This is a genomic window from Jannaschia sp. S6380 (genome assembly GCF_023015695.1).
Classification (GTDB): domain Bacteria; phylum Pseudomonadota; class Alphaproteobacteria; order Rhodobacterales; family Rhodobacteraceae; genus Jannaschia.
The window spans coordinates 1,462,952-1,484,952 of the sequence record NZ_JALKAS010000001.1; the positions used below are offsets into that span (position 1 = coordinate 1,462,952).

19 protein-coding genes and 2 tRNA genes are annotated in these 22,001 nt (G+C 66.1%); 14 read left to right on the forward strand and 7 right to left on the reverse strand.

Translation table 11 applies throughout. The features are described from left to right. Nucleotides 1-149 precede the first annotated feature (149 nt). Nucleotides 150-365 (forward strand): DUF1127 domain-containing protein, encoded by a 216-nt coding sequence (locus MWU52_RS07480; RefSeq protein ID WP_246950799.1) that lies wholly within the window; start codon nucleotides 150-152, stop codon nucleotides 363-365. Nucleotides 366-1,163: 798 nt separating this feature from the next. Here the strand turns inward: MWU52_RS07480 and MWU52_RS07485 are convergent. Continuing rightward, nucleotides 1,164-3,584, reverse strand: coding sequence for a UvrD-helicase domain-containing protein (locus MWU52_RS07485; protein WP_246950801.1), 2,421 nt, complete (start codon nucleotides 3,582-3,584; stop codon nucleotides 1,164-1,166). A gap of 160 nt (nucleotides 3,585-3,744) precedes the next feature. On the opposite strand from MWU52_RS07485, the gene MWU52_RS07490 reads away from it, so the two are divergent. From MWU52_RS07490 to MWU52_RS07505, 4 genes are all read left to right on the forward strand, one after another. Continuing rightward, on the forward strand, nucleotides 3,745-7,185 hold the full coding sequence (locus MWU52_RS07490; protein ID WP_246950805.1) for a pyruvate carboxylase: 3,441 nt from the start codon (nucleotides 3,745-3,747) through the stop codon (nucleotides 7,183-7,185). A gap of 52 nt (nucleotides 7,186-7,237) precedes the next feature. Beyond that, complete coding sequence (locus MWU52_RS07495) at nucleotides 7,238-8,068, forward strand: hypothetical protein (protein WP_246950807.1); 831 nt, start codon at nucleotides 7,238-7,240, stop codon at nucleotides 8,066-8,068. Nucleotides 8,069-8,249: 181 nt separating this feature from the next. Beyond that, on the forward strand, nucleotides 8,250-8,987 hold the full coding sequence (locus MWU52_RS07500; protein ID WP_246950810.1) for a hypothetical protein: 738 nt from the start codon (nucleotides 8,250-8,252) through the stop codon (nucleotides 8,985-8,987). A gap of 94 nt (nucleotides 8,988-9,081) precedes the next feature. Beyond that, nucleotides 9,082-9,156, forward strand: a tRNA-Gly gene (locus MWU52_RS07505). A gap of 248 nt (nucleotides 9,157-9,404) precedes the next feature. Here the strand turns inward: MWU52_RS07505 and MWU52_RS17990 are convergent. After that, nucleotides 9,405-11,909, reverse strand: coding sequence for a Hint domain-containing protein (locus tag MWU52_RS17990; protein ID WP_281493925.1), 2,505 nt, complete (start codon nucleotides 11,907-11,909; stop codon nucleotides 9,405-9,407). 240 nt (nucleotides 11,910-12,149) lie between these two features. Between MWU52_RS17990 and hisB the strand changes: the two genes are divergently transcribed. Together hisB and hisH are read left to right on the forward strand one after the other, a co-directional pair. After that, nucleotides 12,150-12,737 carry an imidazoleglycerol-phosphate dehydratase HisB gene (gene hisB, locus MWU52_RS07520; RefSeq protein WP_246950812.1) on the forward strand — a complete coding sequence of 196 codons (588 nt, stop codon included), beginning with the start codon at nucleotides 12,150-12,152 and terminating at the stop codon, nucleotides 12,735-12,737. Between the two features lie 3 nt (nucleotides 12,738-12,740). Then, nucleotides 12,741-13,379, forward strand: a complete 639-nt coding sequence (gene hisH / locus MWU52_RS07525) for an imidazole glycerol phosphate synthase subunit HisH (protein ID WP_246950816.1) — start codon at nucleotides 12,741-12,743, stop codon at nucleotides 13,377-13,379. A 57-nt stretch (nucleotides 13,380-13,436) separates the two neighbouring features. Here the strand turns inward: hisH and MWU52_RS07530 are convergent, their stop codons facing one another. Further along, nucleotides 13,437-13,823 (reverse strand): DUF2147 domain-containing protein, encoded by a 387-nt coding sequence (locus tag MWU52_RS07530; RefSeq protein ID WP_246950818.1) that lies wholly within the window; start codon nucleotides 13,821-13,823, stop codon nucleotides 13,437-13,439. A gap of 138 nt (nucleotides 13,824-13,961) precedes the next feature. Here MWU52_RS07530 and hisA point away from each other — a divergent pair, with 138 nt between their 5' ends. Continuing rightward, the gene (gene hisA, locus MWU52_RS07535) at nucleotides 13,962-14,678 is read left to right on the forward strand and encodes a 1-(5-phosphoribosyl)-5-[(5-phosphoribosylamino)methylideneamino]imidazole-4-carboxamide isomerase (protein ID WP_246950820.1); all 717 of its coding nucleotides are present in this window, start codon (nucleotides 13,962-13,964) and stop codon (nucleotides 14,676-14,678) included. Here hisA and MWU52_RS07540 read toward each other — a convergent pair. Beyond that, the gene (locus MWU52_RS07540) at nucleotides 14,675-15,127 is read right to left on the reverse strand and encodes a DUF302 domain-containing protein (RefSeq protein WP_246950822.1); all 453 of its coding nucleotides are present in this window, start codon (nucleotides 15,125-15,127) and stop codon (nucleotides 14,675-14,677) included. The genes hisA and MWU52_RS07540 overlap by 4 nt on opposite strands. Nucleotides 15,128-15,241: 114 nt before the next feature. On the opposite strand from MWU52_RS07540, the gene hisF reads away from it, so the two are divergent. The 3 genes from hisF to MWU52_RS07555 all read left to right on the forward strand — a co-directional run bounded on the left by hisF (nucleotide 15,242) and on the right by MWU52_RS07555 (nucleotide 17,191). Next, complete coding sequence (hisF, locus tag MWU52_RS07545) at nucleotides 15,242-16,003, forward strand: imidazole glycerol phosphate synthase subunit HisF (protein WP_246950824.1); 762 nt, start codon at nucleotides 15,242-15,244, stop codon at nucleotides 16,001-16,003. A 5-nt stretch (nucleotides 16,004-16,008) separates the two neighbouring features. Continuing rightward, on the forward strand, nucleotides 16,009-16,323 hold the full coding sequence (locus MWU52_RS07550; protein ID WP_246950826.1) for a phosphoribosyl-ATP diphosphatase: 315 nt from the start codon (nucleotides 16,009-16,011) through the stop codon (nucleotides 16,321-16,323). A 235-nt stretch (nucleotides 16,324-16,558) separates the two neighbouring features. Further along, entirely contained in the window at nucleotides 16,559-17,191 is a 633-nt protein-coding gene (locus MWU52_RS07555; RefSeq protein WP_246950828.1) for a PRC-barrel domain-containing protein, read from the forward strand. Between the two features lie 45 nt (nucleotides 17,192-17,236). Here MWU52_RS07555 and MWU52_RS07560 read toward each other — a convergent pair whose 3' ends face one another. The 3 genes from MWU52_RS07560 to MWU52_RS07570 all read right to left on the reverse strand — a co-directional run bounded on the left by MWU52_RS07560 (nucleotide 17,237) and on the right by MWU52_RS07570 (nucleotide 18,956). Then, nucleotides 17,237-17,713, reverse strand: a complete 477-nt coding sequence (locus MWU52_RS07560) for a CoA-binding protein (RefSeq protein WP_246950830.1) — start codon at nucleotides 17,711-17,713, stop codon at nucleotides 17,237-17,239. Between the two features lie 180 nt (nucleotides 17,714-17,893). Continuing rightward, a complete protein-coding gene (locus tag MWU52_RS07565) occupies nucleotides 17,894-18,175 on the reverse strand; it encodes a hypothetical protein (RefSeq protein WP_246950833.1) in 282 nt (93 codons plus the stop codon). Then, nucleotides 18,168-18,956, reverse strand: a complete 789-nt coding sequence (locus MWU52_RS07570; RefSeq protein ID WP_246950836.1) for an RNA methyltransferase — start codon at nucleotides 18,954-18,956, stop codon at nucleotides 18,168-18,170. The genes MWU52_RS07565 and MWU52_RS07570 overlap by 8 nt, the downstream gene beginning before the upstream one ends. 100 nt (nucleotides 18,957-19,056) lie before the next feature. On the opposite strand from MWU52_RS07570, the gene MWU52_RS07575 reads away from it, so the two are divergent. The 3 genes from MWU52_RS07575 (at nucleotide 19,057) to MWU52_RS07585 (ending at nucleotide 22,001) form a co-directional block, all read left to right on the forward strand. Further along, nucleotides 19,057-19,140: transfer RNA gene (locus tag MWU52_RS07575), tRNA-Tyr, on the forward strand. An 89-nt stretch (nucleotides 19,141-19,229) separates the two neighbouring features. Continuing rightward, nucleotides 19,230-20,150 (forward strand): TAXI family TRAP transporter solute-binding subunit, encoded by a 921-nt coding sequence (locus tag MWU52_RS07580; protein WP_246950839.1) that lies wholly within the window; start codon nucleotides 19,230-19,232, stop codon nucleotides 20,148-20,150. 63 nt (nucleotides 20,151-20,213) lie between these two features. Beyond that, the gene (locus tag MWU52_RS07585) at nucleotides 20,214-22,001 is read left to right on the forward strand and encodes a TRAP transporter fused permease subunit (protein WP_246950841.1); all 1,788 of its coding nucleotides are present in this window, start codon (nucleotides 20,214-20,216) and stop codon (nucleotides 21,999-22,001) included.

The window sequence follows — 22,001 nt, forward strand, 5'->3', positions numbered from 1 at the left end:
CCATGCGGATGCCGCATAGCAGCATTGAACCTTCTGCCCGTTGTGCAAGTGCGGCGATAGCGCCATCTTCCTCTCAACGAAACAACGGACCGACCGGCAATGGGGCCGGGCGGAATACGGGGCAGGGCCCCGAGATGAAGGAAACGAACATGGCTTATACGACCTACGGCAACACCACCTCCGCAACCCTGCGCGACCGTCTGGCCGCCCGCATCGACGCCGTCCGCGCCGAGCTGGCCAAGCGCAGCATCTATCGTCGCACCCTGAACGAGCTGTCGGCACTCTCGAACCGCGACCTGGCCGATCTGGGCCTGAGCCGGTCGATGATCCCCGCCGTCGCCCACGAAGCGGCCTACGGCAAGTAAGAGACACCCCGGCCGTCCGTCCTCCCTTGGACGGCATGGGGTCAGCGGCGGCGATCTCCTCCCTGATGCAGCCGTCGCACCTTCTTCCGGTTCCGCTCCTCCCTTGGAACCGGAATTGACCCGGGCCCTCCTCCTCCCTTGGGCCGGGGTTGCATGAAGGCCCGGCGGCGCCCCCTCCTCCCTTGGGGCGTCGTCGGATCCCTTCGACAAGAAATGACGGAACAACGCCGCCTTTGGTGTGTTCGGTCCGACAACTCGAAGATGACGACTCTCCTCCCTGATGTCGCATCTCCGATCGGCGGTTGACCCTTCCTCCTCCCTCTGGGTCGGTCGCCATCACAGGAACGGCGGCGCCTCTCCTCCCGGAGGCGCCGCCGTTTTTGGTTCTCGGTCGATCGGTGCCGGCACATGGCATACATCCACGCCCCGCGGGCGAGAAGGTGGACCGGAATCTGGATTTTCCCCACGCGGTGCTTGGAGATACTGATACCGGATCGCCACGCGCGACGCTCCTGCGCGGCGGCGGCATCTTTGCACGCTGGATTTCCGAAGGTCGTTTGGACCCGCGACCGAAAGTCCCGTAGGCTTGGCAATTCTATTTCATGCGAAACCGTGGCTATCTAGCGAGCCTTCGCGGCGGGCGCGAGCGGCTGGCGATCGCGCCGAAACGTGTCGCGGACGTTCAAGGGAACTTCGTGCCATGCGTTCCCAGCGCCGGCCGACCACTCTCGATACGCGCCGGCATTCGTCATATATAAGGAGCGGCCGCATGCGCGATCCTCGCATCCTGCGGCGGACCTAGAAGGGGACGTCCCCGGCCCGGTCGGCGGGCAGGAGGAAGCGGCCGACGATCTTCTTTGTGCCGGCCTTGTCGAACGCCACCTCCAGCTTGTCGCCTTCGATCGCCGTCACCTCGCCATAGCCGAACTTGGTATGGAACACCCGCTCCCCTTCGCCGAAGGCGCTGACCGCGGTGGCGTCGATGACCAGGTTCTTGGCCTCGGCGGGCTGGCGGATCGGGCGCGACGCATTGGCCTGCAGACGGCGCCAGCCGGGCGAATTGTAGACATCCGCCTTGGACGCATTCTCCTGCAGGGTGCTTTGGACGCCGCCACCCATGGCCGCCTGTTGCGCCGCGGCCATGCCGGTCGCACCGAACCCGCCGCCGTAGAGGCCGGGCGGCGTCAGCACCTCGACGTGATCCTGCGGCAACTCGTCGATGAAGCGCGACGGCAGGGCCGATTGCCACTGGCCATAGACGCGGCGATTGGCGGCGAAGCTGATGGTGCAGACCTCCTCGGCCCGCGTGATGCCGACATAGGCCAGCCGCCGCTCCTCCTCGAGGCCTTTGACCCCGCTCTCGTCCATGGACCGCTGGCTGGGGAACAGGCCGTCCTCCCATCCCGGCAGGAACACGACGGGAAATTCGAGCCCCTTGGCGGCGTGCAGCGTCATCAGCGTGATCTTCGGCTCCTCCGCCTCGCTCTCGTTGTCCATGATGAGCGAGACATGCTCGAGGAACCCCTGCAGGTTCTCGAATCCTTCCAGCGCCTTCACCAGTTCCTTGAGGTTCTCCAGCCGTCCGGGCGCCTCGGGCGTCTTCTCGTTCTGCCAGAAGCCGGTATAGCCGGACTCGTCCAGGATCTCCTCGGCCAGGCGGATGTGGTCGCGCCCGTCCAGCATCTCGGCCCGCCAGCGGTCGAGGCCGTCGACCAGCTCGCCCAGGGCCTTGCCGCCCTTGCCGCCGATGGTCTTGGTCCGCACGCAGAGCCGCGCACCCTCGACCAGGCTGACGCCGTTCGACCGGGCCATGACCTGGATCGTCGCTTGGGCCTTGTCGCCGAGGCCGCGCTTGGGCGTGTTGACGATCCGCTCGAAGGCCAGGTCGTCATCAGGGCTGACCACGAGGCGGAAGTAAGCCATCGCGTCGCGGATCTCGAGCCGCTCGTAGAAGCGCGGGCCGCCGATCACGCGGTAGGGCAGGCCGATTGTCAGGAACCGATCCTCGAAGGCGCGCATCTGGTGCGACGCGCGCAGCAGGATCGCCATGTCATCGAGCGAGAACGGATCCAGGCCGCGTGTGCCCCGCTGCATCGCTTCGGCCTCCTCCCCGATCCAGCGCGCCTCCTCGTCGCCGTCCCAATGGCCGATCAGGCGGACCTTCTCGCCCTCCTCCGCCTCGGTCCAGAGGGTCTTGCCCAGCCGGCCCTTGTTGCCGGCGATGACGCCCGAGGCGGCGGCCAGGATATGCGGCGTGGAGCGGTAGTTCTGTTCCAGCCGGATGATCTCGGCGCCCTCGAAATCCTTCTCGAAGCGCAGGATGTTGCCGACCTCGGCCCCGCGCCAGCCGTAGATCGACTGGTCGTCGTCGCCCACGCAGCAGATGTTGCGATGCCCCCCCGCCAACAGCCGCAGCCAGAGGTACTGGGCGACGTTCGTGTCCTGATACTCGTCCACGAGGATGTAGCGGAACCAGCGGCGATACTGCGCCAGCACGTCGTCGTGCCGCTGGAAGATGTCGATGACGTGCAACAGCAGGTCGCCGAAATCGACCGCGTTCAGCGTAAGCAACCGGTCCTGATATTCGCGGTAGAGGGTCACGCCCTTGCCGTCGAAGGCCTGCGCCTCGTGCGCGGGGATCTTGTCGGGCGTCCAGGCGCGGTTCTTCCAGTGGTCGATGATCCCGCCCAGCATCCGCGGCGGCCACCGCTTCTCGTCGATGCCGGCGGCGACGATCAACTGCTTTAGCAGCCGGTTCTGGTCATCGGTATCTAGGATCGTGAAGTTCGACCGCAGATGCAGGTCGCGCGGCTCGCCGTTCACCGTGACCTGGCGGCCGACCAGCTCGGCATGGCGCCGCAGAAGCTTGACGCAGATGGAATGGAACGTGCCGAGCCAGGGCATCCCCTCGGCCACCTCGCCCATCATCGCGCCGACGCGTGCGCGCATCTCGCGCGCGGCCTTGTTGGTGAAGGTGACGGCCAGTATCTCGTTCGGCCGCGCGCGCCCCTGCGCCATCAGATGCACGATCCGGGCGGTCAGCGCCCGCGTCTTGCCCGTTCCCGCACCCGCGAGCATAAGCACGGGACCGTCGAGCGTCTGCACCGCCTGCATCTGCGCGGGGTTGAGACCGTCCAGATAGGGCGCGGGGCGCGCGGCCATTGCGCGTGCCGACAGGCTGGCGGCCTCGAGGGCGTCCGACTCGTCATGATGGGTCATGCCGCTTAGATAGCCGCACCGGCTGTGATTGGGAATAGCGTGTTCTCTATTCGTTCCATTCGGTCCGAGATTTGCCGGCGCGAAGGGCCCCCAGACGAACCGCGTTCTTGCCGCGCTGCAGCGACATCGCTACCAATTCGTCATCCACGGAGGGGTGCGCATGGCCGAGTTCAAGAAAATCCTCATCGCCAACCGCGGCGAGATCGCCATCCGCGTGATGCGCGCCGCCAACGAGATGGGCAAGCGCACGGTCGCCGTCTATGCCGAGGAGGACAAGCTCTCGCTCCACCGCTTCAAAGCCGACGAGGCGTACCGCATCGGCGAGGGGATGGGCCCGGTCGCGGCGTATCTGTCGATCGAGGAGATCATCCGCGTGGCCAAGGCGTCCGGCGCGGACGCGATCCATCCGGGCTATGGCCTTCTGTCCGAGAACCCCGATTTCGTGGATGCCTGCGCGGCGAGCGGCATCACCTTCATCGGCCCGAAGGCGGAGACCATGCGCGCCCTGGGCGACAAGGCGTCGGCCCGGCAGGTGGCGATCGCGGCGGGCGTGCCGGTTATCCCGGCGACGGACGTGCTCGGCGACGACATGGCGGCCGTCCGGAAGGCGGCGGCGGAGGTCGGCTATCCCTTGATGCTGAAGGCGTCCTGGGGCGGCGGCGGCCGGGGGATGCGGCCGATCCAGTCGGAGGACGAGCTGGAGGAGAAGGTCCTGGAGGGTCGGCGCGAGGCCGAAGCGGCCTTCGGCAACGGCGAGGGCTACCTCGAGAAGATGATAACCCGTGCCCGCCACGTGGAGGTGCAGATCCTGGGCGACAGCCACGGCAACATCTATCACCTGTACGAGCGCGACTGCTCCGTCCAGCGGCGCAATCAGAAGGTGGTGGAGCGCGCCCCTGCCCCGTACCTGTCGGACACGCAGCGCGAGCATATCTGCGCCCTCGGCCGGAAGATCTGCGCGCATGTGAACTACGAATGCGCGGGCACGGTCGAGTTCCTGATGGATATGGATTCGGGCGAATTCTACTTCATCGAGGTGAACCCCCGCGTCCAGGTCGAGCATACCGTGACCGAAGAGGTCACCGGCATCGACATCGTCCGCGCACAGATCCTGATCGCGGAGGGCAAGTCGCTGACCGAGGCGACGGGCGTCGCGTCGCAATACGACGTCACGCTGGACGGTCACGCGGTGCAGTGCCGCGTAACGACCGAGGATCCGCAGAACAACTTCATCCCCGATTACGGCCGTATCACCACCTATCGCAGCGCCACCGGCATGGGCATTCGGCTGGACGGCGGCACGGCGTATTCGGGCGCGGTCATCACCCGCTACTACGACTCGCTTCTGACCAAGGTTACGGCTTGGGCCCGCACGCCCGAGGCGGCGATCAAGCGGATGGACCGGGCGCTGCGCGAATTCCGCATCCGCGGCGTCAGCACGAACATCCCCTTCGTGGTGAACCTGCTGAAGCATCCCAAGTTCACCAGCTACGACTATTCCACGACCTTCATCGACTCGACGCCCGAGCTGTTCGACTTCCCCGTCCAGCGGGACCGCGCGACGAAGATCCTGACATACATCGCCGATATCAGCGTGAACGGGCACCCCGAAACCGAGGGCCGCCCCCGTCCTGCCGCCGATATCCGCGTGCCGAAGGCGCCGGACCTGGCCGTCGAGACCCCGCCCGAGGGCACGAAGCAGATCCTGGACCGCGACGGCGCCAAGGGCCTGGCGGACTGGATGCTGGCGCAGGACCGGCTGCTGCTGACCGACACGACGATGCGCGACGGGCACCAATCCCTTCTGGCGACCCGGATGCGGTCGATCGACATGGTCCGCGTGGCGCCCGCCTATGCCGCCAACCTGCCACAGCTGTTCAGCGTCGAATGCTGGGGGGGTGCCACCTTCGACGTGGCCTATCGGTTCCTGCAGGAATGTCCGTGGCAGCGGCTGCGCGATTTGCGCGCGGCCATGCCGAACCTGCTGACGCAGATGCTGCTGCGCGCGTCGAACGGCGTGGGCTATACGAATTATCCCGACAATGTCGTCGAGGCCTTCGTGCGCCAGGCGGCGGAAACCGGGGTTGATGTCTTTCGCGTCTTCGACAGCCTGAACTGGGTGGAGAACATGCGCGTCGCCATGGATGCGGTGATCGCGACGGGCCGCGTCTGCGAGGGGACCGTCTGCTATACCGGCGACCTGCTCGACCCGGACCGCGCGAAGTACGACCTGAAATACTACGTTTCGATGGCCAAGGAGCTGGAGGCTGCGGGCGCGCATGTGCTGGGCCTGAAGGATATGGCCGGCCTGCTGAAGCCCGCAGCGGCGCGCAAGCTCATCGGCGCGCTCAAGGACGAGGTCGGTATCCCCATACACTTCCACACCCACGACACCGCCGGCATCGCCTGCGCGACGATCCTGGCCGCGACCGAAGCCGGTGTGGACGCGGCCGACGTCGCGATGGACGCGTTCTCGGGCAACACGTCGCAGGCCACGTTCGGCACGATCCTGGCCGCGCTGAAGGACGACCCGCGCAATCCGGGCCTGGACGAAGTCGCCGTCCGGCAGATGTCGGACTATTGGGAGGCGGTGCGCGCCCAGTACCTCGCCTTCGAGAGCGGCATGCAGGCACCCTCGTCCGAGGTCTATCTGCACGAGATGCCGGGCGGGCAGTTCACCAACCTCAAGGCGCAGGCGCGTTCCATGGGGCTGGAGGAGCGATGGCACGAGGTCGCCCAGATGTATGCCGACGTGAACCGGATGTTCGGCGACATCGTCAAGGTCACGCCGTCCTCCAAGGTGGTGGGCGACATGGCCCTGATGATGGTCGCACAAGGCCTGACCGTCGCGCAGGTCACCGACCCGAAGGTGGAGGTCAGCTTCCCCGACAGCGTCATCGACATGATGAAGGGCAATCTGGGCCAGCCTCCGGGCGGCTGGCCCGAGGGCCTGCAGAAGAAGGTCCTGAAGGGCGAGGCGCCCCTGACCGACCGGCCGGGCAAGCACCTGAAACCCGTCGACCTGGAGACGATGCGTGCCGACCTGTCCGCCAAGCTGGACCAGCAGATCGACGACGAGGACCTGAACGGCTACCTGATGTATCCGAAGGTCTACACTGACTATGCCGAACGCCACGCGATCTACGGCCCGGTGCGGGCGCTGACGACGCCCGTGTTCTTCTACGGCATGCAGCCCGGCGATGAGACCCATGCCGAGATCGACCCCGGCAAGCGGCTGGAGATCCGTTGCGTCGCCCGCGGCGAGACCAATGCCGATGGCGAGGTCCGCGTCTTCTTCGAACTCAACGGCCAGCCGCGCACGATCCGCGTGCCCGACCGCAAGGTCGCGGGCACGGCAGCCCGGATGGCAAAAGCGGACCCGTCCAACCCCGATCACGTCGGCGCCCCGATGCCCGGTGTGGTGGCCAGCGTCGCGGTCCAGCCGGGGGCGCAGGTCAAGCAGGGCGACCTGCTTCTGACGATCGAGGCGATGAAGATGGAAACCGGCCTGCACGCCGACCGCGATGCCACCGTCTCGGCCGTCCACGTGGCCCCGGGGGCGCAGATCGACGCCAAGGATCTGCTGATCGAGCTTAGTTAAGGTCGGTTAACGTCTAAGGCGCCGCCCCGGGGGTCGTCGCAGACTTGCCTTAATGATCCTTAGTTTTGTCAGGCAATCTTCCAATAGGCGCCCGACACGTGGCCTAGACCGATCGCAACCGAATAAAGCATCGAGTTCTGCCATGCACGCGATCCAGACCGCCTTCCGCAAGTTCCTGCGCCATGAACACGGCGTCATCAATGTCGAGTACGTCCTGATCGCGGCGGCGGCCACGGGCATCGCGATCATGACCGCCGAGACGGGCTGGGCCGGGTTGGGTTCGATGGCCGGCGGCATCAAGGGTGAGATGGCCGGACGTCCGATCGATACGAGCGTGGGCATCAGCTACAACGACGGGTTCGACAACGGCGCCTATGGCTGGTCCGGCTATACCGCGACCGAGGTGGCCGGCATCGGCACCGTCCTGGGCCCCATCGGCGGCAGCGGCGGATCCCAGACGCTCACACGAACCTTCTCCTTCGATCCGGCTGCCGAGGAGGGCAGCGTGACGTTCGATCTGTTGGCGATGGACAGCCTCGATAACGAAAGCGGCATCATCTACATCAACGACACGGAAGTGGCGCGCCTGACGCGCAACCATGCCGACAACAGCAGCAGTTTCGTGACCGCTGACGCAGAAGCCCTTGCGGAAATGGGTATCGACGTCAGCGCACTGGAAGTCAGCGAAGATAGGCAGTTTGGCGGCAGCGAAGGCTGGGACGACGCGGGAACCACCGTTACGATCCGCATGTCGAAGGTCGACGGCGAACCGATCGGCGACGTCAAGTTCGGCTTCGGCTCGGACGCGAACCAAGATGTCGAAGACGAAAGCTTCGCGATCGACAACTTCCGTGCAACCGGCCTGGACGATCCCGACGCCTGATCTCTCGGCGCAGGCGACCCCCCCGAAGAAGCGCGGCGCGGCGAAACAGATCGGTCCGCGCCTTCGCATTGTGCGGCGGAGCGGGCGCCGCCTGCCTTCATTCGGCCCTGAAATCATCCCAACTCCGCCCGAGACCTTTCCTAGGCTTGAGCCAAACCGACCTAACGCATCGAGTGCCGAAATGACCGTTCAAATGGACCATATCCGCAAGTTCGCCCGCGGCGAACACGGGGCGTTGACCGTCGAATACGTCCTGCTGGCCTTCCTCGCCACGATCATCGGGGTCCTTTCCTTCGACAAGGTGTCTTTCGGCATGCATTCCCTGTCGCACACCGTCGACGAGGAACTGCGGGGTCAGGACCCCGATGCGTTCATCGGGGTCCGGTATTCCAACCGCTTCGACAACGGCGCCGAAGGATGGGTCGGCGCGACGGCGTGGGAAGACAAGAACGGCCAGGGCTGGGTCCTCGGTCCTATCGAGAACACGGGCGGAGGTCCGGCCGTCAACCGCGACTTCGCGATCGACGAGGAAGCGGGCCAGGCTACGTTCTCCTTCGATCTGCTGGCGATGGACGATCTGGACGGCGATACCGGGACGATCTTCATCGACGGAGAGGCCGTCGGCACCGTCACAGTCGAAGAAGGCGGGGTTCAGACCTTCACCGCCGCGTCCGACCTCGAGGAGCGGGGCATCACCATCCGCTTCACGGAATTCGACAGCGGCGTTCCGTTGGGCGGCGGTCCGGAAGCCGATGCGAGATCCAATATCGAGATCTTTGTCGACAACCCGGGCGACACGGTCAACTTCGGCTTCGGATCGGACGCTTCCGCGGGCGCGAGCGACGAGTTCTTCGCCATCGACAACTTCGAGGCGACCGGCTTGGCCGACACCAGCAACACCTCCACGCCGAGCGGCTGAACGAACGCGGAAACCGGGGCGTTTTTCGCCCCTTTCCGGGTTTTTCCGCTTGCGCCTATCGCGCGGTTTTCCTATCTCACCTTCACCGAAACGGGCGGGCGTAGCTCAGGGGTAGAGCATAACCTTGCCAAGGTTAGGGTCGGGCGTTCGAATCGCCTCGCCCGCTCCATTTCGGTCAAAGAGAAACCCTCGACCTGCCGGTCGGGGGTTTTCCTTTTTCGCCTGTCAGGACGGCATTTGGCCGAACCGCGGATCCCGCCCCAATGTCCGACATCGTCACGCGCAGGCCTTCCGGCCCGACGTCGGGTGCCTCACCGCACTACAGGCGTACTCCGGGGCTATGGCCCTCGAAACGCTATGTTTGTATCTGCGGCGTCACGCCGGCCAGCGATATCGGCGATATGCGTAGGCGCCTTTTCAGGCCGCCAGCAACTGTGCCAGACGCGTGCGCGGCATCGGCCGGGCCCCTGCCCCGTAGGCTGCGAGATCGGCGCGCAGGTCGGGCCGAACCGCGAAGAGGCGCGCTACATCCGCGGGTGCGACACCATCCAGGCCACAGGCAGCGGGAAGGAACGTCTCGGCTTCCGCACCCTCCGCGAAGATCACCTCGTGCCGGGGCGTGAGCAGATGGAAATACCGTACGCGTCCCGGCGGCTCGCTGATGACGTCCAGGCCGTTGATCAGCGATTTCGCGGGGACGAGGACTTCCTCCTCGCCGAACCACAGCTGCGCGCGCCATCCGCGCACGAGCATCCGATGCTGCGGCGAGACGCGCAGCGGCGCGACGTTGCCGATCGCCCCGGGCCGGAACAGGACGGGCGCCGTGTCGGGGGTGGTCAGGCCATCGACGCTGCCCACCCATTCCAACGGCTGAGGCGCGCCATCGCGGGTCAGGATCAGGTCGCCCCGGGTCAGGTTCTCGACCATGCGCGCACCCGACGGCGTGGCGACGCGGGTACCTTCGGCAAAACAGATGACCCGCTCGATTTCCGAGAAGGTAACGGTAGTTCCGTCGCTCAGGAGCGCGGTGCCCGAGAAGCCGCCGGCATCGTCGTCGGTGTTCGTATAGGTGATGCCGCCGGAGACCCAGAGGCCATTCAGATCGAGCGTGTCGCCGCCGGTCTCTCCGCCCTCGCCGCCGGTAACGGTGATGGATCCGCCGGAGGTCTGTCCCGGATCGATCAGGAACAGATCGTCGCCGTCGCCCCCGGTGGCCGAGTCCGCCTCACCCAGGATGAGCGTGTCGTTGCCCAGCCCGCCGGCAAGCGTGTCGGCCCCGGCACCGCCGTCGAGGCTGTCGTTCCCGGCGTCGCCCGACAGCGTATCCGATCCGGCACCGCCGTTCAGCGTGTCGTCGTCGGCCCCGCCGGACAGGCTGTCATTGCCCGTCCCGCCATCCAATGTGTCTTCGCCGGCGCCGCCCTGCAGCGTATCGCTGGACCCACCGCCATCCAGCAGGTCGTCGTCGGCCCCGCCGTCCAGATTGTCGGCACCGCCACCGCCGAACAGCGTGTCGCTGCCGGCATCGCCGCGCAGCACGTCCGCGCCGTCGCCGCCCCGAAGCACGTCCTGGTCGTCACCACCTTCCAGCGTGTCGGCCCCGACGCCGCCCAACAGGCTGTCGTTGCCGGCGCCGCCGAACAGCTCGTCATCGCCGCCGTCACCGTCGAGCGTGTCGTTTCCGGTCCCGCCGAGGACCGTGTCGTTGTCGGACCCGGCAAAGACGCTGTCATTGCCCGCGCCGGCATCGATGCTGTCGGCATTGCCCTGCGACGTGACGGCATCGAAATTGATGTCCGAGATGAAGACGGCCTGCTGGGTGGTGCCGCCATTGTCGTAGTTGATGACGACACGTTCGACCGGGCCAGGAATGTTGACCAGGATCGAACCTGCCGCCTGGCTCTCGGTCTCGTTGGCGCCGACATCGGCCGTGACGGTGTTGCCGGACAGCGTGTCATCGCCCAGGATCTGGATATCGACGTCGATCGCATTGCCCTGTGCGTCGAAGGCGGTGATCGTGATGATGTCCTGGAAATTGCTGCCGTTCGAGTTCACGCCGTCGATGTCGTTCATCGTGAACTGGACGTTGTGCACCTCGGTCGAGGTGTTCGCGTCGGCCGAGTCGAAGTCGATCGTAAGCGTCGTGTCCGTGGCGTTGCCGTTCGCGAAGAACCGCCCCGAGGAGTCAGGGTTCAGGTTGGTCCCCGGGGGAATGAACAGCCCGTCATTCGCGTTGTTCGGGTTGGTCAGCTCGGCCGTGAATGTCGACCCGGACGGCAGGCTGGACGTGACGGTGATCTCGACCCCTTCGGAGGTCTGCGTGGCGCCCGCAGCCAGGTTCTGGCCATCGGAGTAGTCGGACCAGTTGAAACTGCCCTGCGATGTCTGACTGGTGTAGAGGTCGTTGCCGTCGACGACGTCACCGTTCGGGTCGCCGGTGTAGTCGCGGTCGATGACATCATCGCCGCCCGTGCCGAGAACGGTACCGTCATTATAGTCGTCGTAGTCGAACCCGGTCCCCTCGGCCACGCTGGGCGTGTTGTCGAAGGCGATCGTCTCGTAGACGCGACCTTCCACCAGAGGCGCCGACGTCAGCGTAAAATAACCTGCCCCACCATCCGCGTTCACGGTGGTGACGGTGATCTCCTCGCCGGTGATGGTGTCGCGAACCGTCCAGGTCTCTTCGCCCTGGATGCTGACGCCGCTCGCCGAATAGCTGCCGACGCTGATATCGCCCGTCGCCGTCTCGCCTTGCGCGCCGCCATCGGTCAGGAAGTCGCCCTGGGCGCCCGCGCCGTTGTCGGTGATGACGGCCACGCCCGTCGCCTCGCCTTGGCCGGTCCAGGTCGCACGATTCCCGACGGTCCGGCTGAGAACGCCGTAAGGGTCCGTGTCATAGAGGCGGAAGGTATAGGTCGGCATCTGCTCGCTTGTTCTTCTTGACGTCGTGGCCCTGTTCAGAGCCGTATGGCCAATTCTTTATATTTGTTAAGGTTTGGTCGAGAACTGGGGCTCTTTTACGTCAAACTGTGTCCCATGGAACGGTATCTATGTGCAGAGGCGCCCCTTTCCAGAATAAGACGTTACGTCACTTCGCCGACCTTCCACACAGGGGCAACGCCCGATAAGGAACGCCCGAAGATCCACTTCCCGAGGCCCGATATGCGCACCGCCCAGATCACCCGCAAGACGAACGAAACCGACATCTCGGTCACGCTCGACCTGGACGGAAGCGGCAGTTATGACAACCGCACGGGCGTCGGGTTCTTCGATCACATGCTGGACCAGCTTGCGCGCCATGCGCTGATCGACCTGCAGGTTCGGTGCGAGGGCGACCTCCATATTGACGATCACCACACGGTCGAGGATGTGGGCATCGCGCTGGGCCAGGCCCTGTCGAAGGCGCTTGGCGATAAACGGGGCATCCGGCGCTATGGCGAATGTCACCTGCCGATGGACGATGCCCTCGTGCGTGCGGCGCTGGACCTGTCCGGCCGACCCTGGCTCGCCTGGGAGGTGACGATGACCGCGCCGCAGATCAAATCGTTCGACACCGAACTGGTTCGGGAGTTCTTCCAGGCCTTCGCGACGCATGGCGGGATCACGCTCCACGTCGATGCGCTGCGCGGCGTGAATTCCCATCACATCGCCGAGGCGGCATTCAAGGCGGTCGCGCGGGCGCTGCGGGACGCAATTGCACCCGATGCGGGCAAGGCCGATGCCATTCCGTCAACCAAGGGCGTGCTGTAGGCGATGCTGACCGTCCTCGTCGACTACGACAGCGGCAACCTGCACTCCGCTCGCAAGGCGTTCGAGCGCATGGCCAAGGAGACGGATGCGGGCGCGATCCTGGTCTCGTCCCGGCCCGAGGACGTGTTGCGCGCGGACCGCATCGTCCTGCCGGGCGACGGCGCCTTTCCGGCCTGCCGGCGGGGGCTGCGATCCTTCGACGGGTTGGAGGATGCCCTGCTGGAGGCCGTCGGGCCGCATGCGCGGCCCTTCCTCGGCATCTGCGTCGGCATGCAGATGCTGGCCAGCGTCGGCCGCGAATACGAGGAGGTGCCCGGTTTCGACCTGATCGGTGGCGCGATCGAGCGCATCGCGCCCGACGACCCGAACCTGAAAATTCCGCATATGGGTTGGAACGATCTGGTGCTGGACGGACGTCATGCCGTGACCGACGGGGTGGAAACCGGCGATCACGCCTATTTCGTCCACTCCTACCAGATGGTCATGGACGACCCGGCGGATCGCCTCGCGCATGTCGACTACGGCGGGGACGTCACGGCGATCGTCGCGCGCGGAAACGTGGTCGGCACACAGTTCCACCCCGAGAAGAGTCAGCGCACCGGCCTGCGTCTGATCGGCAACTTCCTGAACTGGTCGCCCTGACGCCACGGACGGCCCACCGCGGCGGGCCACCGGATCATCGCGCTACAGACGACCTGATCAGTTGATCTTGACCCAGTTCTGCCGCGCGCAGATCAGGCCGCCGGCCACACAGCCCCTCAGCGCCATCTGGTTTCCATTCAGAGCGATCTTGCCGAGATACACCTTGTCGTTCGACGGTCGCCAGACGCGCCCCTCATAGGCACCGCCGCCCTGCGGAACCATGTTCCGCACGATCTGCTTGCCCAGGTTCGGCGACTGGTATTCCCCGCCGGTGTTGAACGTCCGGCTGATGGTCCCGCAATAGGCCTGCCCGCAGGGCGCGATCGTGACATGCGCATAGGCGCCGTCGTCGACTTCGGTCTGCCAGACCCCTTCGATCGGGTCGGCACTGGCCGCGGTCGCAAGGCCCAGCGCGGCGATGGCGGCGAGAATGAAGTGTTTCATGGTGACGTCCTCCCAATGACTGCGCGCAAGGTGCGGCCCCGATCCGCATCCTGGCAAGCGTGACGTTCCGGCACGGGGTTCAAGTTTCCCCCGGCTTCGGTCACAACGCCGGCGAGACTTGCAGCGGAGCGCGCGCCGATGATCCTGTATCCCGCCATCGACCTGAAGGACGGCCAGGCGGTTCGCCTGCTGCATGGCGAGATGTCGTCGGCGACCGTCTTCAACGACGACCCGGCCGCACAGGCCCGCCATTTCGCCGATGCCGGCTGCGCGTGGATCCATCTGGTCGATTTGAACGGCGCCTTTGCCGGTACGCCGGTCAACGCATCGGCGGTCGAGGCGATCCTGGCTTCAGTTTCGGTGCCCTGCCAGCTGGGCGGCGGCATAAGGGACATGACGACGATCGAGACTTGGCTGCAAAGGGGGCTGGCCCGCGTGATCCTGGGCACGGTCGCCGTCGAGGCGCCGGACCTGGTCCGCGATGCGGCAAAGGCTTTCCCCGCCCAGATTGCAGTCGGCATAGATGCGCGGAAAGGCCGGATCGCCACCCGCGGCTGGGCCGAGGAAACCGACATGGACGTCACCGATCTGGCCCGTCGATTCGAGGACGCGGGCGTGGCCGCCATCATCTACACTGATATCGATAGGGACGGCGCGATGGGCGGCCCCAATGTCGAGGCGACCGAGGCATTGGCCCGGTCGGTATCCATCCCGATCATCGCGTCCGGCGGCGTCTCCTCGCTGCAAGACCTGCAGCGCCTGCAGGCGACCGGCGTGATCGCGGGCGCCATCTCGGGCCGCGCGCTCTATGACGGGGCGATCGACCTGCGGGCGGCGCTGGCCGTGCTGGCCTAGTCCGTCGACGCGGCCTTCCTTGTCAGGTTCTGCAGCGCGCCCTCCATCTGCTCGATGGCGGGCATGTCGTCGTCGAGGTCCAGATCGTCCAGCATCTCGGCGGGTTCCTCGTAGACGAGAACCGTGCCCTCGTCCGACGCATGGACCAGCACGCGTAGCGGCAGATAGAGGCCGGCCCGGATATCGGCCTGCATGACCGGCGTGCCGAGCTTCGGGTTGCCGAAGACCAGCAGTTGCGCATCGCGCAGATCCATGTCGGCGGAAAGTGCCCCCTGTGCATGATCGACACGCGCAAAGACGGTGGCCCCGGCCCCTTCGACAGCCGCCACGAGGCGGTCCATCGTCTCGGCGACGGAGTGCGGCGACTCGACGGTTTCGAAATCGTTGCCGAGGAGCTGGGCCGAGGCCGGCGCGGCGAGCAGGACTGCGGCGAGTATGGTACGAATCATGCGGTCTCTCCTTGTGGATGCACAGATCAACCGATGGGAAGCTAAGCCGTTCCGCGTACCCGTCGATGCCGGCAGACCCTTGCCACGCCGGATTTTCCCGGCCAAACCGCCCGCATGCTGAAGACACGGATCATTCCCTGCCTCGACGTGGCCGACGGCCGGGTGGTCAAGGGCGTGAACTTCGTCGACCTGATCGACGCGGGCGACCCGGTCGAAAGCGCGCGCGCTTACGACGCGGCCGGCGCGGACGAGCTATGCTTCCTCGACATCCACGCCACGCATGAAAACCGCGGAACGATGTACGATCTGGCCACGCGCACGGCCGAGGCGTGTTTCATGCCCCTGACGATCGGTGGCGGTGTCCGCACCGTCGACGATGTCCGCGCGCTGCTTCTGGCGGGGGCGGACAAGGTCAGCTTCAATTCCGCCGCCGTGGCCGACCCCGACGTCCTGGCCCGTGCCGCCGACCGTTTCGGCAGCCAGTGCATCGTCTGTGCCATCGACGCCAAGACCGTCGCGCCGGGCCGGTGGGAGATCTTCACCCATGGCGGCCGCAAGTCGACTGGCATCGACGCGGTGGCCTTTGCGAAAACAGCCGCCGAGAAGGGCGCAGGAGAGATCCTGCTCACTTCCATGGATCGGGACGGCACGAAAGCTGGGTTCAACTTGGACCTGACGCGTGCCATCGCGGATGCGGTTTCGGTCCCGGTCATCGCCTCGGGCGGGGTCGGCGCGCTCGACCACTTGGTCGAAGGCGTGACCGAAGGCGGGGCAAGCGCGGTTCTTGCGGCGTCGATCTTCCATTTCGGAACGCATACGATCGCGGAAGCGAAGGCCCATATGATGGCGGCCGGCATTCCGATGCGCATGGAGTAGACCCGATGCACCCGATGGATGAGCTGTGGACCACGATCGAGAGCCGGCGCGGCACCGACCCGGAGGAGAGCTGGACCGCCCGGATGATCTCGCGCGGGCCGGAGAAATGCGCCGAGAAGTTCGGCGAGGAATCCATCGAAGCGCTGATCGAGGCGGTCAAGGGCGATCGCAACGCGCTGATCCGCGAGAGTGCCGACGTTCTGTATCATTTCTGCATCATGCTGGCGTCGCGTGGCATTGCCTTGGATGACGTCTGGGCCGAACTGGCGAGTCGCAAGGGAACGTCCGGCTTGGCGGAGAAAGCGGCGCGCCGGTCCTGATTGCACCGCGCGCTGAACGGTTCGACCATTCCACGTGGTCCAGGGACCATAGGGCGATGTCATAGGACATAGGCACGCAAGTCCTTGGAATCGCCCAAACGTGCCAACAACAGAAAATTTTAAGGATCAGACGTGCAAGACGACGCGCCAGTTGCGGAACCTGCGCGTCGCCTTGCGTGTTACGTCGATGACCAACCTGCAAACAGGTCACCACCGCAACGCCAAGGAGATTAGGATGAAAACGCTCGTCGCGTCTACCGCCATCGCGATGGCCGTCTTTAGCCCTGCCCTCGCCGAAACCCACCGGATCAGCCCGTTCGTTGCCTCGATCGAGACCGAAGCCCTCCGCACGTCCGATCTGGTCGGTGCTCGCCTCTATGTCACGGAGGCGGCCACGGAGGCCGAACTCGCCGATCCCGATACATGGGAGGACGTAGGCGAAATCTCGGATGTCGTGTTGGGCAATGCCGGCGAAATGGATGTGGCGATCGCGGATATCGGCGGTTTCCTGGGCCTCGGGGAGCGGCGCGTGGCCGTCAACATGGACGACTTGCTGTTCTTGGCGGACACCCCGGAAGGCGATACGTTCCGCATCGTCCTGCCTGCCTCGCGCACGGATCTGGAATCAGCCCCCGAGTTCAACGACCGTTTTGCCTACGGCCGCACGCGCGCGGCGGTGGATGTCCGCACCGAAGGAAGCGGCCTGACCACGCAGGCCGGCGTGACGAACGACACGACCGCGCGCGAGGTGGAGAACCTCGACAGCGGTACCGTCATCGACAACGAGAAGACCCCGGCGACCGCGGTCATCCAGGACGGGCAGGTCGTGACCACGTCCGAGGATGAAACGCCGGTCGGAACGGATTGACCGTCCGCACCGGCGGCGATGCCCGCAAACCGCTGCATCGCACATTCAGGTCAATCGAGACGACACGATCCCGGTATTGAAACCCGCCTTTCGAAGTTCACCGAACAGGCGCTGATGTTCGATCTTCGGACATCTGTCCTGCACGATGGGAACACCCGCCTTAGTGCACATCGCCTCCGCATCCGGGCTGACGATACCGACTTGCAGCCAGACACATTTCAACTCCGGAAATCGGCGCAGCCCGTCCTCCACGATCGCGGGGACGGCCGCCGGCTTGCGGAAGATGTCGAGGACGTCGACGCGATCCTCGATCGAGGCGAGGTTCGCCATGACGGTCTGGCCGAACAGGGTCCGCCCCGCATGGCCCGGGTTGACCGGAATGATGCGATACCCCCGTCGCGCGAGATATCGTGCGACATAGTTGCTCGGCCGTATGGGATCGGGCGAAACACCGACGCAGGCGAAGGTCCGCGCGGTCGTCAGGATATCGCGCAGGAATGCGTCAGTCGGCGTTGTGGTCATGGGAACCAATCAGACGATAAAAAAGGGCCCGCTGCAATCATGCGCGGGCCCCGAGGTGTGGAACGAGGGACAGTGAACAGAAGGGCGATGGTTCCAGTTTCGCCTTCCTCAGACATGTAGGTAACCGCCGGGTTGCGGATAGGTTCCGCCAAGTTGAGAAAAAAAACACACACGCGTCGTTCAGTCGAAGATATCCTCGATCTCGTCCCAGATTTCCTCGACGATCTCGTGCCAGAAGCCCTTGGATTTCTTCTTTTTCTTCCCGCGCCTCTTCCGATCGACAGGTGTCGGGCGCGATTGGGGTCGGGCGGCATGGGATGCAGCCATGCGGGCCTTATCCGGGGCCAAAGGCTTCATCCGCGTCAGCGGCGCACCGCAGGAGCCGCAAGCCAACGCATGATCCCGAACGCGCAGCGCGGACCGGCGTCCGCAATAGCAGCAGGTGGCCAGACGCTCAGGCATCACGGCCCGCCGACAAGGCGAACAGCGCGACCGCGGCGGCGTTCGACACGTTGAGCGACCCGAAGGTCCCGGCCGCGTCGATCCGCACCATTCGATCGCAAAGCTCGCGGGTTCGGGCGCGCAGTCCAGGCCCCTCGGCGCCAAGGACGATCGCCGTGGGTCGCCCTGCCAAGCCCGGCGCGGCCGTCTGCAACCCGTCCTCCGCCTCGCCATCCAACCCGATCAGCATATAATCGAGCGCCTTCAACCGCTGCATCGCATCCCCCAGGTTTCCCACGCGCAGATAGGGCTGCCGTTCCAGCGCGCCGGACGCCGTCTTGGCCAATGCGCCCGTCTCCGGCGCCGAATGCCGGCTCGGCGCGACGACCGCGCGGGCGCCGAAAACCTCGGCCGACCGCAGGATCGCACCCACGTTATGCGGGTCCGTCACCCGGTCGAGCAACACCAAGAGCGGGGCATTGCCACCCGGTCGGGCCAGATCGTCCAGCCGACCCCAGTCGAGGGGCCGAACCTCGAGCGCGGCGCCCTGATGCACCGACCCGGGATCGAGCGGGGCCGGAAACCGACGCGGATCGGCGATTTCGGGCGCCATCCCCGAGGCCGGCAAGACCTCGCCAAGCCGGTCGGCCGCGTTCTTCGTCAGCACCAGCCGCACGCGTTCCCGCATGGGGTTCGACAAGGCATCGCGAACCGCGTGCAGCCCGAACAGCCAGACGGTTTCCCGGGCAGCGGCGCGCCTGTCCTGCTCCTTCGCGACGACCCATTTCGGCTTCTGCGCCATGTGCTTCCCCTGATCTCCGGACCCGCTTATCGCGCGTAGGCGGAGATGGCCACAACACTGCTTGACCCCACCCTGCCCCGCCGCTATCCGGTCCACCGTTGGGCGACAGGCCGCAAGGTGTGGCAGGGGACTGTAACTCCCTCGCGGAGACGCACGCCTGGTTCGATTCCAGGGTCGCCCACCATCCTCCCCCAAATCCGTTCCCGACGCGCCGCTTGACACTTCGCCGCCGGCTGTCACCGTGACCTGCGACATCCGTAGGGAGAGAACGAGATGCGATTGACCACGACATTCGCGGCACTGGCCTTGCTGGCCACGCCCGCCGGCGCGCAGGAGCGGATCACCTACAAATCCGCCAAGGCCGGCAGCAGCTACTACCAGATGGGCGTGGAACTGGCCGAAGCGATGGGTGACGTGGCCAACGTCACGGTCGAGGAAAGCCAGGGCTCGGTCCAGAACGTGATGGAGGTCCGTGCACGGGGCGCCGACTATGTCTTCACGACGCCCCCTGCCCTCGTCTCCGCCGCCCAGAACGCGGCCGGCCCCTTCGAAGACAAGGGCGACCCGGCCTTCGCCGAAATTCGGGCGCTGTTCCCGATCCCTTCGCTGACGATGCATTTCGTCGCCTCCGAGGAGAGCGGGGTCGCCACGCTGTCCGACCTGTCGGGCAAGACCGTCCTGCTCGGCGCGGGCAGTTTCGGCGCCCGCGAAGGGGAGAAGTACCTAGGGATGTTCGAGATCGACGCGAACGTGGCCGATGCCGAACTGTCGAACGCCGTAGGCGCGCTGCAGAACGGGCAGATCGATGCCTTCGTCACCGCCGGCAGCTATCCCGCCCCGAACGTGATCGAGGCGGCGGCGACCACCGGCGTTCGCCTGATCCCCCTGACGGAAGAACAGGTGGAGGCGACGGGCCGCACGCGGCTGGTCATCCCGGCAGGTACGTATTCCGGACAAGAGACCGATATCGTCACGACCTCGCTTCCGGTGCTGGCCTACGCGACTAGCGCGATGTCCGAAGACACGGCATACGCCCTGACGAGGGCCTATTGGGAGGGCAGGGAGGACCTGGCCGGCACGGCCGCGTGGTGGGCCGGTGTCAGCCCCGAGATGATCGCGAACGCCAGCACCGCGATCCATCCCGGTGCCGTGCGATACTATCAGGAAATCGGCGTCGAACTGCCCGCGCTTTAGGGCAAGAACCGACCGCCTCGCGATGCCCGGTACGTCAGCCATGACTGACCGACAACGGTCCGTATGACTGACGTGGCGCCGACGACATCCGACCGACGACTCGGCGCCTGGGTCACGCTCGGCGCGCTGACGATCGTGGCGCATCTGACGCTCGTTCTGTCGGGGCTGGTGCCGAACCTCGTCGCCAGACCGCTCCACATGGCTCTGTTGCTGCCATGGGTCTTCGCGGCGCCTGCGCGGACGGCGCCGGGCGCGATCACAGGCTGGCTGGCCGCCGGGGCCGGAATCGCGGCCTGCGGATGGATCGCCTGGAATCACGCGGCCCTGCGCGACCAGTACGGCTTCCTGGAGGGGCGCGGCCAGTATTGGCTGGCGATCCTGCTGATCGTGCTCACCCTGGAAGGCGCGCGTCGCATGATCGGCTGGCCCCTGCCGGCCGTAGCGGCAGCGGCCCTGGCCTACGGGATGCTGGGACAGCATATCCCGGGCACGTTCGGACATGCGGGCCTGCCTGTGGAGAGTTTCCTCGGCACGCTGACCATCGCCGAGGGCGGCCTGTGGGGAAGCCTGACCGGCGTGTCCGCAGGCGTGGTCGCGATCTTCGTGATCTTCGGCGCGGTGCTGAACGCGGGCGAGGCGGGCGCCGGGTTCATGAACCTGGCCGGGGCCGCCGCCGGCCGCCTGACCGGCGGGGCGGCCAAGGTTTCCGTGTTGTCATCGGCGCTGTTCGGTTCGATCTCCGGTTCGGCTTCGGCCAACGTGGCGTCGACGGGCGCGGTCACGCTGCCGACGATGGTGGGCCTCGGCTATCCCAAGCGGCTGGCCGCGGCGGTGGAGGCGGTCGCTTCCTCGGGCGGACAGATCATGCCGCCCCTGATGGGCGCGGGCGCCTTTGTCATGGTCGAGCTGACGGGGGTTCCCTATACCGGGATCATGGCCGCCGCGATCCTGCCGGCGATCCTGTATTTCTGGGCTGTCTGGATCGGCATCGACGGCTATGCCGCCCGCCACACACTTGCCGGCCTGCCCCCGGATGCCCGGCCCGCCCGGCGGGACGTCCTAATCACGAGCCTGTTCTTCCTGGTGCCGTTCACCCTTCTGCTGTGGTCGATGTTCGGTCGCGGCCTGACACCGCAATACGCGGCGATCTGGGCGATCGCGGCCGGCGTGGTCCTGCTGTTCTTCGACAGCGGCGGATTGGCCCTGGCGCGCGGTCCCGGACGGTTGGCCGGGGCATGCATCGCCGCCGGTCGCCAGGTTGCGATGATCGGGATCATCATCCTTTGCGCGTCGCTCGTGATCGGGGTCCTGGGGATCACCGGTTTGGGCGTCAAACTCACGTCCTTCATCCTGTCGGCGGGGGGTGGCGGCCTCTGGACGGCGCTGTTGCTGACCGCCCTGGCATGCCTTCTGCTTGGGATGGAGGTGCCGACCACCGCGGCCTATGTCATCTGCGTGTCGGTCGCGGGGCCGGCCCTGATCAAGCTGGGACTGGCCCCGCTGCAGGCACATCTGTTCGTCTTCTGGTTCGCGCTGCTGTCGACGATCACGCCGCCGGTCTGCGGGGCCGTCTTCATCGCGGCCGGCATGATCGGGGAAAGTTGGCTGCGCGTCGCCGTCACCGCGATGACGCTGGGCCTCGGCCTCTACTTGATCCCGCTTGCCATGATCGTGCACCCCGAGCTTCTGGCGCCGGGCGACCGGCCGATGGCTGCCCTGGCCGCTTTCGCCGCCATCGCGCTGGGACTCGGCCTCATCTCGCGCGGGGTGATCATGCGCGGACGCGCGGGCCGACGCGGCGGTCTGTTACTGCTGGGTCTGACCTTGCTCTTCGGACGGGCTTTCATCTGA

What these genes read in the sequence shown, in the direction of transcription:
- MWU52_RS07480 (WP_246950799.1), top strand. Translation starts at nt 150, where the DNA reads ATGGCTTATACGACCTACGGCAACACCACCTCCGCAACCCTGCGCGAC.
- MWU52_RS07485 (WP_246950801.1), bottom strand. Translation starts at nt 3,584, where the DNA reads ATGACCCATCATGACGAGTCGGACGCCCTCGAGGCCGCCAGCCTGTCG.
- MWU52_RS07490 (WP_246950805.1), top strand. Translation starts at nt 3,745, where the DNA reads ATGGCCGAGTTCAAGAAAATCCTCATCGCCAACCGCGGCGAGATCGCC.
- MWU52_RS07495 (WP_246950807.1), top strand. Translation starts at nt 7,238, where the DNA reads ATGATCCTTAGTTTTGTCAGGCAATCTTCCAATAGGCGCCCGACACGT.
- MWU52_RS07500 (WP_246950810.1), top strand. Translation starts at nt 8,250, where the DNA reads ATGACCGTTCAAATGGACCATATCCGCAAGTTCGCCCGCGGCGAACAC.
- MWU52_RS17990 (WP_281493925.1), bottom strand. Translation starts at nt 11,909, where the DNA reads ATGCCGACCTATACCTTCCGCCTCTATGACACGGACCCTTACGGCGTT.
- hisB (WP_246950812.1), top strand. Translation starts at nt 12,150, where the DNA reads ATGCGCACCGCCCAGATCACCCGCAAGACGAACGAAACCGACATCTCG.
- hisH (WP_246950816.1), top strand. Translation starts at nt 12,741, where the DNA reads ATGCTGACCGTCCTCGTCGACTACGACAGCGGCAACCTGCACTCCGCT.
- MWU52_RS07530 (WP_246950818.1), bottom strand. Translation starts at nt 13,823, where the DNA reads ATGAAACACTTCATTCTCGCCGCCATCGCCGCGCTGGGCCTTGCGACC.
- hisA (WP_246950820.1), top strand. Translation starts at nt 13,962, where the DNA reads ATGATCCTGTATCCCGCCATCGACCTGAAGGACGGCCAGGCGGTTCGC.
- MWU52_RS07540 (WP_246950822.1), bottom strand. Translation starts at nt 15,127, where the DNA reads ATGATTCGTACCATACTCGCCGCAGTCCTGCTCGCCGCGCCGGCCTCG.
- hisF (WP_246950824.1), top strand. Translation starts at nt 15,242, where the DNA reads ATGCTGAAGACACGGATCATTCCCTGCCTCGACGTGGCCGACGGCCGG.
- MWU52_RS07550 (WP_246950826.1), top strand. Translation starts at nt 16,009, where the DNA reads ATGCACCCGATGGATGAGCTGTGGACCACGATCGAGAGCCGGCGCGGC.
- MWU52_RS07555 (WP_246950828.1), top strand. Translation starts at nt 16,559, where the DNA reads ATGAAAACGCTCGTCGCGTCTACCGCCATCGCGATGGCCGTCTTTAGC.
- MWU52_RS07560 (WP_246950830.1), bottom strand. Translation starts at nt 17,713, where the DNA reads ATGACCACAACGCCGACTGACGCATTCCTGCGCGATATCCTGACGACC.
- MWU52_RS07565 (WP_246950833.1), bottom strand. Translation starts at nt 18,175, where the DNA reads ATGCCTGAGCGTCTGGCCACCTGCTGCTATTGCGGACGCCGGTCCGCG.
- MWU52_RS07570 (WP_246950836.1), bottom strand. Translation starts at nt 18,956, where the DNA reads ATGGCGCAGAAGCCGAAATGGGTCGTCGCGAAGGAGCAGGACAGGCGC.
- MWU52_RS07580 (WP_246950839.1), top strand. Translation starts at nt 19,230, where the DNA reads ATGCGATTGACCACGACATTCGCGGCACTGGCCTTGCTGGCCACGCCC.
- MWU52_RS07585 (WP_246950841.1), top strand. Translation starts at nt 20,214, where the DNA reads ATGACTGACGTGGCGCCGACGACATCCGACCGACGACTCGGCGCCTGG.